Genomic DNA, 12,146 nt, shown 5'->3' with positions numbered 1-12,146 from the left:
ATTGCAAAAGTGTACAATACGGTTTGGGTGGGAAAATGTCTCGTTCAAACCGCGAAGCGCACCCGGAATTGAGCTAATTTATTCGAAAGAAAATTCCTAAGTGGCTGAACAACAGAAATATTGGTTTGCGGCTCGCACCCGTGACAAGCAGGAATTTACAGTCCGGAAATCTTTGGACCGACTTAAATCGGAAGAGCATTTGGAGCTTGACTATTATCTTCCCACGCGTTTTGTCATTTCTCAATTGAAGTATCGTCGTAAGCGTAGCGAAGTTCCAGTAATCCGCAATCTGGTATTTGTTCATTCCACCAAGCAGACAGCCTGCGATATTTCCAACATCTATAATGTCCCCCTTTTTTATATGAAGGACCTTTCCACGCATTCCATGCTAGTGGTACCGGATAAGCAAATGGAGGACTTTATGTTCGTAATGGATTTGAATCCTGACGGTGTCAGCCTTGATAGCGAAATTCTGACTGTTGGGCATAAAGTAAAAGTTATCAAAGGCGAACTCAGCGGTATTGAAGGTGAGGTTGCCATCGAAGCCAATAAAACATACGTTGTTATCCGCATTAAAGACCTTTTGACTGCAAGTGTCAAAGTCCCCAAATCCTATCTGAAAATAATCGGGTGACTTCTAAATAAGTATAATCTTATATTTTAATCATATATCATAATAATGAATGATTTAACTTCCCGTGCTCTTGAGCTTCAGCATGCAGCTCATGAGCTGATGTATCTTGGTATGGACGGTGAGCCGGTCTATTCCGACACTTTTTGCCGGTTGAATAAGGAAGTGCTTGTTAAGTCCGATTCTCTTTTTTCTGCTCAAAGTTCCGATGTTGAAGAGGAGGCGAATTTGTGTCTGGCTCTTTTGATGGGGTATAATGCTACCATTTATGATGATGGGGATAAGGAGCAAAAGAAACAAACGATATTGAATCGGATTTGTCATGTTTTGGAACATCTGCCGGTTTCTTTGCTTAAAGTTCGTTTGTTAACTTATTGTTATGGGGAAATTTATGAGGAAGTTTTGCTTCAAGAAGCCTATGCAATTATTGAAGGTTGGAACAAAGATAATTTGACTTCGGGACAAACTGAAATCATCGAAGAATTGAAAAATATCGAAGAGAATCCATACCCGTTTGAGGAAGTAGAATAGGATTTGAGTGTGATAAGGAAATCATAAAAAATAGATAACTTTTATTGATATGAAAGCATGTTTTATGGGGTTGGGTTATATTGGCCTGCCTACTGCGATTATTGCTGCTAAACACGGAATTCAGATTATCGGGGTTGATATTAATCCCAAAGTTGTAGAAATGACTAATCAGGGTAAATTGCATATCATTGAACCTGGTATGCAGGAGCTTCTTCAAGAAGTCGTTACTATCGGTCAGTTGAAGGCTTCTACAACTCCGGAAGTGAGTGATGCCTATTTTATGGTGGTACCTACTCCTTTTAAGGGAAATCATGAGCCTGATATTTCTTACGTGGAAGCTGCTACCCGTGCCGTAATTCCTTTGTTGAAAGAGGGAGATTTGTATGTCATAGAATCTACATCCCCGGTAGGTACTACTGATAAAATGTGTGATTTGATATTTGGATTACGTCCGGAATTGAGAGATAAAATTTATATTGCTTATTGTCCGGAGCGTGTTCTTCCCGGGAACGTCATTTATGAGTTAGTTCATAATGACCGGGTCATTGGCGGTTTGAATGAAGCCTCTACAGATAAGGCCATTGAGCTTTATAGTAAGTTTGTACAGGGAACGCTCCATCGCACTAATTGTAAAACGGCAGAAATGTGTAAACTGACAGAAAACTCCTCCCGTGATGTACAGATAGCTTTTGCCAATGAACTCTCTCTGATTTGTGATAAAGCAGGAATCAATGTCTGGGAATTGATTAACTTGGCGAACAAGCATCCCCGTGTGAATATTCTTCAACCGGGTTGTGGCGTTGGAGGACACTGTATAGCGGTTGATCCTTATTTCATTACGGCAGAATTTCCTATGGAATCTAAAATCATATCTACCGCTCGCGAAATCAATAACTATAAAGCATTCTGGTGTGCAGAGAAAGTTCAGAATGCCATGTTGAAGTTTGAATTGGAATATCATCGTAAACCTATCATTGCCATGATGGGACTGGCCTTTAAACCCGATATTGATGATTTGCGTGAAGCTCCTGCCAAGTATATTACTACCAAAGTGATGCAAAGCTGTAATAATGCGGATATATTAGTCGTGGAACCTAATGTGCAGGAGCACAACGTGTTTAAACTTACGGACTATAAAGAAGCCTATGAGAAGGCTGATATAGTCGTTTTTCTGGTTGCTCATTCTGTATTTAAATCCTTGCCACATAATGACCGGAAAGTAATTCTTGATTTTTGCGGAATCTATAAGAAATAATTAATCCCCTATAGCATGAAGAAAATTATGTTGGTTTTCGGGACTCGTCCCGAAGCTATAAAGATGGCTCCTCTGGTGAAAGAATTTCAGAAATATCCGGAGGAGTTCAAGACGATTGTATGTGTTACCGGTCAGCATCGCGAAATGCTTGATCAAGTGTTACATATATTTGATATTACTCCTGACTATGATTTGAATATTATGAAACAAGGGCAGGATTTATATGATGTGACAGCCCGTGTTTTGACGGGGATGCGGGATGTCTTGAAAGAGGCACAGCCGGATGTTGTTTTGGTTCATGGTGATACAACCACCTCTACGGCTTCGGCATTGGCTGCTTTTTATCAGCAGATTCCGGTGGGGCATGTAGAGGCGGGGCTTCGAACCCATAATATATATAGCCCTTGGCCGGAGGAGATGAATCGGCTGATAACAGGACGCATTGCTACTTATCATTTTTCTCCCACACCGTTAAGCCGACAGAATCTGTTGGATGAAGGGGTAAAGGAATCTTCTATTATTGTGACCGGAAATACGGTAATAGATGCACTCTACATGGTTGTAGATAAGATAAAGAGCGATAAGAAACTTGATGAAGAATTGGAAGGTGTTTTGAGAACTTCCGGTTATGACATTAACCGTTTGCAGGATGGAAAGAGATTAGTTTTGATAACAGGTCATCGTCGTGAAAATTTCGGTGACGGATTCATGTCTATGTGTAAGGCTATTCAGGCTCTTACAAAACAATATCCGGATGTCGACTTTGTCTATCCGATGCATTTGAATCCCAATGTTCGCAAACCCATTCATGAAGTATTTGGTGAGGATTTATCCAATTTAGGAAATATGTTTTTTATAGAGCCTTTGGAGTATCTCTCTTTTGTTTATTTGATGGAGAAATCTGCTATTGTTCTGACAGACAGTGGTGGTATTCAGGAAGAAGCTCCCGGACTTGGCAAGCCGGTACTTGTGATGCGTGATACGACGGAGCGTCCGGAGGCATTGGAAGCTGGTACGGTAAAATTGGTAGGAACAAATTATGATAAGATTGTAGGTGAAGTTTCCGCTTTGTTGGATGATGAAGCGCGTTATGAAAGAATGAGTAAGGCGGTGAATCCTTATGGGGATGGATTAGCATGTGGAAGAGTTGTTTTATTTATACGTCAGCAGAATTATGTTTGAGGCTAATCTTGTTAATTTGCCTAAGATATTAGATAAGCGAGGAAACTTGTCTTTCATAGAGGAATTTAAAAATATTCCTTTTAAAATAGCACGTGTCTATTGGATTTATGATGTTCCGGGTGGTGAAGTTCGCGGAGGACATGCTTATCGGGAGAATGAAGAATTCATTGTGGCTCTTTCTGGTAGTTTCGATGTCGTGTTAGACGATGGTAAGAAAAAGAAAATCTTTTCGCTCAATCGCTCTTATTATGGGCTGTATGTACCCAAAGGATTATGGCGTGAGATGAATAATTTTTCTACTAATTCATTAGCATTGGTCTTGGCTTCGACTACTTATAACAGAGAAGATTATATTTTTGATTATGATTCCTTTAAATGTCTCAGCCTATGAAGCAAAGCAATGTTTATGATTGTACTATGATTGAACTTGACAAGCATCATAGTGACCGGAAAGGGAATATTACAGTAGTGGAAAATCAGAGAACTGTCCCTTTCGATATAAAACGTACTTATTATTTGTACGATGTCCCCGGTGGTGAAAGTCGTGGTGGACATGCTCATAAAGAGTTAAGTCAACTTATAGTTGCCGCTAGCGGAAGTTTTTCAGTTACGCTTGATGATGGAAATATTAAGCGTACATTCTTATTAAACCGTCCTTATCAAGGACTTTATATCGTTCCGGGTATTTGGCGTACTTTGAATGATTTTTCTTCTGGCTCTGTATGTCTGGTGCTTGCTTCGCACGAGTATGATGAGAAAGACTATATACGTAATTACGATGATTTTATAAAGTATAAAATGAAGTGAAAATCTATCTGTTATCTGATGTGCAGAGTAAGGACATTGGAGAGGAAACTTGGCAGTAAGTATTAGAACTATAATAAGATACGTTGTAATGATTAAAACAAAGAAATCAAATAATGTGAATAGAACGGAGGGAAACTTCTGCCTTATAATTTTCTATTGTACTTGTTGTGGTCATAACAGAATGTTGGCATAAACAATAATGATATGTTTGAAATTACAAAATACACATCTGGGCAGAAAGCTGCCTGGAACCAATTTGTTTTACGTTCAAAAAATGGTACTTTCCTTTTTGACAGGAACTATATGGATTATCATTCAGATAGATTCGAGGATAATTCATTGATGATATACCGTAAGGGTAAACTCTATTCATTGTTACCCGCAAATAAAGCAGGAAATGTGTTATATTCTCACCAAGGATTGACTTATGGTGGTATGATAATGAATGACAAGGTGACAGTAGCGGAAAGTGTAGATATGTTCCACCAGCTAAATGCTTGTTTGAAAGAATCAGGCTTTGAAAAGGTCATTTATAAACCCGTTCCACTTATTTATCATCAGCATTTGGCACAGGAAGATCTCTATGCCCTGTTTCGTACTACCAATGCAAAAATAATAGGTAGGAATATTTCTTCTACAATTATTCAGGCAGATAAGATAAAGTTCACAGAATCAAGAAAATCCGGTATAAGAAAGGCCTTGTCAAATGGCATAACAGTCAGGCTAAGCAATGACTTGAGTACGTTTTGGGAAATCCTAGATACTAACCTAAAGAATAAATATGGGGTTGCACCTGTGCATACTTTACTCGAGATGCAATTGCTACAGTCCCGATTTCCACAATATATAAAATTGTATATGGCATACAAAGATGACATTGCCCTAGGTGGAACATTGCTGTATATCACTAAACAAGTGGTGCATACACAATATATATCAGCCAATGTGGAAGGAAAAGAACTGGGCGTGTTAGATTTACTTTTTGATTATTTGATAAATCATGAATACACAAATTATCCCTATTTTGATTTCGGTCAGTCTACTGAACAAATGGGGCATCTGTTGAATGTGTCTTTGATTTTTCAGAAGGAGGGCTTTGGTGGTCGTGGAATGTGTTATGACATTTATGAATATGGGCTGTAGAGTGAGTTTGTGTGAGTTTGATTCCATTTTTTTGGAAAAGTCTTGGATTTGGTTGAATGACCCTTATATAAATTACTATTCAGCCATAGGTCTTATTTCCAGGAAAGAGCAACTTGAATGGTTTAATTCCTTGCGGGAAAGAAGTGATTATATGATTTGGGGAGTCAAATATCAGGATACTCCTATTGGCGCTTGCGGTTTGAAGAATATAGAAAATAAACAGGCTGAGTATTGGGGATATATAGGAGAAAGGGCACTTCATGGAAAGGGGCTTGGCTATGAGATGCTGACTTTGGTCTTAGCTAAGGCAAAAGAAATGTGTTTCTCGCAAGTTGTCTTGAAAGTACTTTTAGATAACCAAAGGGCTATCCGTTTATATCAAAAATGTTTTTTTGATGAATTTAATAGAGATAATAACTATGTATATATGAAAAGGGTATTATGATAAAGTTTTTGGATTTACAGAAAGTTACTCAGAAATATTCTGAGGAAATCCATGAAGCCGTAGATCGGGTAGTGGATAGTGGTTGGTATCTTCAAGGAAAGGAGAATGAAAGATTTGAGGCTGATTATGCCCGATATATAGGAACAAAGTATGTAGTAGGTTGTGCCAATGGTTTGGATGCTTTGATTTGGATATTCCGTGCATACGTGGAAATGGGGATAATGAAGCTTGGTGATGAAGTGATTGTGCCTGCAAATACTTATATAGCTTCTATCTTAGCAATATCAGAAAATGGCTTAAAACCTGTATTGATAGAGTCGAGCATTGAAACTTATCAGATAGATGATTCAAAAATAGAGTGTGCTATTACGGAACGTACTAAAGCAATCTTGATTGTCCATCTGTATGGTCAATGCGCTTATACGGAAAAAATAGGTGAATTGTGTAAGAAATATAATCTAAAGCTTGTAGAAGATAATGCGCAGGCTCATGGCTGCAAGTTTAATGGACGAAAAACGGGGGCTTTAGGTGATGCCGCTGGTCATAGTTTTTATCCAGGCAAGAACTTGGGGGCATTTGGTGACGCAGGTGCTGTGACAACGGATGACGAAGAATTGGCAAAAGTTGTTCGTGCGGTAGCTAACTATGGTTCTCAAAAGAAATATGTGTTTAAATATTGTGGTCGTAATAGCCGTTTAGATGAAATACAGGCAGCTGTATTGGGTGTAAAGTTGAAGCATCTGGATGAAGATGTGGCTATCCGTAAGGAATTTGCTAAATATTATATTGAACATATAACCAATCCGGATATCATTACTCCGATTGTGAAAGACTGGGATGCTCATGTATTCCATATATTTACTATCCGGACAAAGAAACGTGATGAGTTGCAGAAATATTTGGATGACAACGGAGTGCAGACAATAATTCATTATCCGATTCCTCCTCATAAACAAGCATGCTATCAGGAATGGAATAGTCTTTCATTTCCGATAACAGAACAGATACATAATGAAGAATTGAGCTTGCCAATGAGTCCGGTGATTACGAAAAAAGAAGTCCGGAAAGTAACAGAATTATTGAATGCTTGGAAAGATTGAGTTTGTGCGTAAATTAGCGCTAAATTTTTGTTCTCTTTGCCAACATGTAGCGAAAATGGATATTGTCAGAGTCTTTTCTTTTACTGCCATTTCTACGTTAGTAAAAATGTTGACAGGCTTAATCGGTGTTAAAGTCGTGGCGTCTGTCATAGGACCTGCAGGGGTAGCATTAGTAGGACAATTAAATAATTTTGCCTCCATTGCAATGGCTGTGAGTAGTGGAGGTATTAATAGTGGCATCATCAAGTATGTAGCTGAATATAAAGACAATGAAAATAGAATAAGATTATTACTATCTACAGCACTGCGTATAACGGTTTGTTGTTCATTGGTGGTTGGGATACTAATGATTGTTTTTCATTCTTTCTTGAGTAAAATAGTTATGCTTTCCGATGGGTATAGTTATGTCTTTATTATTTTCGGAATCACAGTCCTATTATATGCTTTAAATTTGATGTTGACTTCTATCCTTAATGGTTTTAAAGAATTTCAGAAATATGTAAAAATTAACATAGCCAATAGTATTTTTGGACTCTTGTTTACTCTTGTGTTTGTTTTAACATTGGGATTGAAAGGGGCTTTGGTCAGTGCTGTTACTTATCAAAGTATAATGTTGTTGGTTACACTTTGGATGGTAAGGAAGTTGCCTTGGTTGAAATGGAGTTATTTTAAAGAAAAAATAGATATTGAAACGACAAAAAAATATTTTCGCTATACTTTGATGACATTAACAACGACTGCTACAGTGCCTGTGTCTCAAATGTTACTTCGTGGCTATGTAATATCAGAAATATCTCCTGTAGAAGCCGGCTGGTGGGAGGCGATGAATCGTGTCTCTAATATGTATCTGATGATAATAACATCTTCATTCAGTGTCTATTATTTGCCACGACTTAGTGAATTGAGTAATTCAAAGGAGTTGCGACAGGAGATATTTAAGAGTTATAAAGTGATAATTCCTATGCTTTTGGGAGGTTTCACATTGGTTTATCTTTTACGTACTATTGTTATCTGTATTCTTTTCACTCCCGAATTCCTACCTATGGAGAATCTGTTTATTTGGCAGTTACTAGGCGATTTTTTCAAGATATGTAGTTGGCTGTTGGCGTTCTTGATGGTAGCTAAGTCTATGACGAAAACATTTATTGCAACAGAAATTATTTTTGCATTGATATTTGTAGGATTAGGCTTTTTGTTTATGCATTGGAGTGGAGTGTTGGGGATTACACAAGGATATTTGGTTAGTTATATACTTTATATGATATGTATGGTAATATATTTTAAAAATTTGCTGATGGGTAAAAATGAAGGTAATAGATAAGAAATATGTTATAAGTGTATATTCCAAATTGAGTTGTATGGCTCAAAAAAAATACGATAAAGGGCAGTATCAAAAATGCTTAAAGTATATTCGAGTAGCTTCGAAATGGGCTTATTCATTTAATTGTTTTTATTCGGATATGGTTCTTGAAAAGCTAATAAGAGAAGTTGGAAGCAAAAATATTAATAATGATTCTATTGTAAGTCCGAATTTGAACAAATATGTTTTTCTAGATAGTTTTGGGTGGGATAATAGATGTTTAACTCAACAATATCTTCGTGCAATGATGGATATGGGAGTACAAATTTTATATATTCTGTTGACACCTATTTCATCAAATTCTAAAGAAATATTACGTGAGTTATATGAATATGGTAAAGCTACTGTTTATATAATGGATAAACATATTAATAATGATATTGAGAAAGCATGTGTTTTGAGGCAAAAAATATTGAATTTTTCACCATCTTGCTTATTTCTGCATATTTTTCCTTGGGATATAACAGCTTTATTAACAATTCATTCTATAAAAGGAGTTATAAAATATAACATAAACCTTACAGATCATGCTTATTGGTTAGGAAATACATTTATAGATTATAATATAGAGTTTAGAGCTTATGGAAAAACAGTTTCTTTAGAGAAAAGAAATTTATATGAAGAACAATTATTGGCTTTGCCTTATTATCCAATAGTTTCAAAATATACAGAATTTCAGGGGTTCCCGTCCTGTTTATTGAAAAATGTAAAGATTTTAACAGGAGGGAATTTATATAAAATGTTAGGTAAAAATAATGTGTTCTTTCGATTAATGGATGATATACTTGATTTGTCTCCACATGTTGTAATATTAGTTGCAGGAATATCTGATTCTAAAATTTTTGAGCATAAGCGGAATTTAATGAAAAACGGAGATCGAGTTGTGCTTATTGGAATACGAAAAGATATTAGTGCGGTTTTTAGTAATTGTGATATTTATTTAGGCACTTACCCGTTGTCTGGAGGATTAATGACTCAATATGCTGCAATAAATTCAAAACCCATTATAGCCTATGCAGATAATGGAGATGTATGTAATTATATTGAAGGAGTAATTAATCATTATGAGAGAGGTGTGAAAACATATACAAATAAGAATGAATTAATTACTTATGCAAGAAAACTGATAAGTGATGAAAACTTTAGAGTTGCTGAGGGGATAAAAAATGCAAATTCATTAATAAATCCCGAACGTTTTAATATTGCTTTTAGAAATTTGATGCGCACAAATCGTAGCGAATGGAATTGGGGTAAAGTGAACATTGATTATAACTCTTTTGCTTCTTATTATATTGATATAGAAAATAGTTATCATATTTCTGGAGGCATAGCGTCTATTATTAGCGAGATGAGGTTTTCTGTATTATATATGTTTCCACGTTTATTACCTTTTACGCTTATTGTATGTTGGCGATTGTTTGCAAAGAAAATGAGGAGACTCAATCGCTTTTAAAAAAATGAATTTTATATGCGAAAGGTGAATTTTCTTGTATATGTATATTCTTTTGTTTTATTTCTTATCTCTCCCCCATATTTTCTTTGGGGAACTCAGATTCCTGTACTTCTAGTCATTTTTTTATTTCTATTCTCTATTCCACAATTTGGAATTAGAAAGAATAAGAATGCATATATATCATTATCTCTATTATTCATATTCTATTTGTACACAATAATCATTAGTGCTCGTTTAAGTATAATAGTGTGTTTATTACATTTAATAGTTTATTCAATATTTCTTCTATCTGGTGATTTTTTATCAAGGGCATTTAGATGTTATTCTCTTTTATTCTCAATATCTTTGATTCCTTCTTTACTCGTTTATTTTTGTGTTGTCTGGGGGGATGTATATATGGATTATTCTATCATCTCTCCTCTAAATACTATAAAGTCGTATGAATACATTCAATATCCTTTTTTAGTTGTTTCTCAAGTTTCGGATTTTGTGTATTTCCGTTTTTGTGCTTATTATGATGAACCTGGGGTGGTTGGTAGTATTGCTTCTCTATTACTTATAGGAAATAGATTTAATTTAAGATTATGGGAGAATTGGCCTATTTTGATAGCAGGTCTATTTTCTTTTTCTCTGTTTTTTTATGTAATTTTATTTGGCTATATCTTTCTTTATATGAACATACGTAGCAAGATATATGCATTATTATGTATTCTAATTCTACTGATAATATTAAAGAATAATGAAGTTGTAGATCAACTTGTGTTTGGGAGGTTAAAATGGACCGACGATGGCTTGAGCGGGGATAATCGTACTTCAGCTTTTTTTGATCAATGGTTTCAAAAGTATATTTCTACTCCGACTTCTATAGTGGGGTTAGGTGGGGGAGAGTCTTTGAAAATAAACTATGGTGGGGCTTCATATAAAGACTTGATTGTAGATTATGGGTTTGTTGGTATTACTTTGTTTTTTACGGGAATGTTTTTGTTTTATTTAAAATTGAGGTTGTATAAGGATTATATGTTGGTGGTACTATTGTTATTATGCACCATCTATCAAAGACCTTTTGTTTTTGATTATCTATATATGTTTTTATTAATAGCTATAATATATAAATTGAAAGAGCATTATGAGTAGTGTTAATGTGATAGCATTTTATTTACCGCAGTATTATCCCATATCAGAGAATGATAAATACTATGGTAAGGGGTTTACAGAGTGGACGAATGTAGGGAAAAGCACTCCTTTATATAGAGGACATTACCAACCTCGGATTCCAGCTGATTTAGGATACTATGATTTAAGGATACCAGAGGTTATGGAGCAACAGGTTTTATTAGCAAAGGAGGCTAATATTGCGGCTTTTTGTTATTATCATTATTGGTTTGGTAATGGGAAAGTACTTCTTGAAAAGCCCTTACAATTGATGCTGAATAACCGGAATATAGATTTCCCTTTTTGTCTTGCATGGGCTAATCATACATGGTATAAAAAAACATGGGAAGCAGATGCTGGGATTTTGAAAAATGAACTTATAGTCGAGCAAGCATATTTGGGAGAAGATGATATCATTAAGCACTTTTATTATTTGCTCTCATCTTTTAAAGATCCGCGATATTATAGAATTCACAATAAATTGGTATTTGTTATTTATGATTGCATTTCATTTCCATATATTGATAAATTCAAAAATATTTGGGAGGAACTAGCTGCTAAGGAAGGATTGCCAGGGTTCTATTTTGTTGGATGTGCGAATGATATAGGGACACTGAAAAATGAGATTAAATATAGCGAATATGATGCTGTTATATTGTCTTTATTAACACATCCTATACGTGGTGGTATTTATAATTTCTGGGGAAGAGTAAAATATAAATTATTGATGAAGGTTTCTTCAATATTGGGAAGGCCATTGCAAGTATATCAATATTCGGATGCAATAAAGAAATTTGTTGATAAGTTATATTCTGAAAATAATATATATCCAGTTTTAATACCTAATTGGGATGCATCTCCAAGAAGGGGAAAAGGAGCTTATATCTTACATGGATCTACTCCGGAGCTTTTTAAGCAACATGTAAAATCAATTATAAATATAGTAAGAAACAAACCTTCAGAGGATCAAATAGTCTTTTTGAAATCTTGGAATGAATGGGGTGAGGGTAATTATATGGAACCTGATTTGAAGTATGGTAAGGGGTATATAAACGCTCTAAGAGAAGCATTAGAAGAAATTGAATAA

13 protein-coding genes are annotated in these 12,146 nt (G+C 35.5%); all 13 read left to right on the top strand.

Going from position 1 to position 12,146, the window contains the following annotated elements; genetic code table 11:
* Positions 1-100: 100 nt before the first annotated feature.
* The 13 genes from DWX62_RS13295 (at position 101) to DWX62_RS13235 (ending at position 12,146) form a co-directional block, all read left to right on the top strand.
* Positions 101-634 carry a UpxY family transcription antiterminator gene (locus DWX62_RS13295; RefSeq protein WP_117713875.1) on the top strand — a complete coding sequence of 178 codons (534 nt, stop codon included), beginning with the start codon at positions 101-103 and terminating at the stop codon, positions 632-634.
* Between the two features lie 45 nt (positions 635-679).
* Positions 680-1,162 carry a UpxZ family transcription anti-terminator antagonist gene (locus DWX62_RS13290; protein WP_118264432.1) on the top strand — a complete coding sequence of 161 codons (483 nt, stop codon included), beginning with the start codon at positions 680-682 and terminating at the stop codon, positions 1,160-1,162.
* A 49-nt stretch (positions 1,163-1,211) separates the two neighbouring features.
* Complete coding sequence (gene wecC / locus DWX62_RS13285) at positions 1,212-2,417, top strand: UDP-N-acetyl-D-mannosamine dehydrogenase (RefSeq protein ID WP_120172941.1); 1,206 nt, start codon at positions 1,212-1,214, stop codon at positions 2,415-2,417.
* Between the two features lie 15 nt (positions 2,418-2,432).
* Complete coding sequence (wecB, locus tag DWX62_RS13280; protein WP_120172940.1) at positions 2,433-3,599, top strand: UDP-N-acetylglucosamine 2-epimerase (non-hydrolyzing); 1,167 nt, start codon at positions 2,433-2,435, stop codon at positions 3,597-3,599.
* Positions 3,592-3,990, top strand: a complete 399-nt coding sequence (locus DWX62_RS13275; RefSeq protein ID WP_120172939.1) for an FdtA/QdtA family cupin domain-containing protein — start codon at positions 3,592-3,594, stop codon at positions 3,988-3,990. Before wecB ends, DWX62_RS13275 begins: the two co-directional genes overlap by 8 nt.
* Positions 3,987-4,406, top strand: coding sequence for an FdtA/QdtA family cupin domain-containing protein (locus DWX62_RS13270; protein WP_120172938.1), 420 nt, complete (start codon positions 3,987-3,989; stop codon positions 4,404-4,406). The genes DWX62_RS13275 and DWX62_RS13270 overlap by 4 nt, the downstream gene beginning before the upstream one ends.
* 204 nt (positions 4,407-4,610) lie before the next feature.
* Positions 4,611-5,549: a GNAT family N-acetyltransferase gene (locus DWX62_RS13265; protein WP_120172937.1), complete on the top strand. Its 939-nt coding sequence runs from the start codon at positions 4,611-4,613 to the stop codon at positions 5,547-5,549.
* Positions 5,539-5,994 (top strand): GNAT family N-acetyltransferase, encoded by a 456-nt coding sequence (locus DWX62_RS13260; protein ID WP_165859023.1) that lies wholly within the window; start codon positions 5,539-5,541, stop codon positions 5,992-5,994. Before DWX62_RS13265 ends, DWX62_RS13260 begins: the two co-directional genes overlap by 11 nt.
* Positions 5,991-7,094 (top strand): DegT/DnrJ/EryC1/StrS family aminotransferase, encoded by a 1,104-nt coding sequence (locus DWX62_RS13255; protein WP_120172935.1) that lies wholly within the window; start codon positions 5,991-5,993, stop codon positions 7,092-7,094. The genes DWX62_RS13260 and DWX62_RS13255 overlap by 4 nt, the downstream gene beginning before the upstream one ends.
* Positions 7,078-8,415 carry an O-antigen translocase gene (locus tag DWX62_RS13250; protein WP_120172934.1) on the top strand — a complete coding sequence of 446 codons (1,338 nt, stop codon included), beginning with the start codon at positions 7,078-7,080 and terminating at the stop codon, positions 8,413-8,415. Before DWX62_RS13255 ends, DWX62_RS13250 begins: the two co-directional genes overlap by 17 nt.
* Before the next feature lie 37 nt (positions 8,416-8,452).
* Positions 8,453-9,907: a hypothetical protein gene (locus DWX62_RS13245; protein WP_133303674.1), complete on the top strand. Its 1,455-nt coding sequence runs from the start codon at positions 8,453-8,455 to the stop codon at positions 9,905-9,907.
* 396 nt (positions 9,908-10,303) lie between these two features.
* Positions 10,304-11,041: a hypothetical protein gene (locus tag DWX62_RS13240; protein ID WP_133303673.1), complete on the top strand. Its 738-nt coding sequence runs from the start codon at positions 10,304-10,306 to the stop codon at positions 11,039-11,041.
* A complete protein-coding gene (locus tag DWX62_RS13235; protein WP_120172931.1) occupies positions 11,034-12,146 on the top strand; it encodes a glycoside hydrolase family 99-like domain-containing protein in 1,113 nt (370 codons plus the stop codon). The genes DWX62_RS13240 and DWX62_RS13235 overlap by 8 nt, the downstream gene beginning before the upstream one ends.

This window comes from Bacteroides sp. AF20-13LB (assembly GCF_003603065.1).
GTDB lineage: Bacteria > Bacteroidota > Bacteroidia > Bacteroidales > Bacteroidaceae > Bacteroides > Bacteroides uniformis.
Note: the sequence above shows the minus strand (reverse complement) of the source record. Positions and strands in the feature narration are given on the sequence as shown.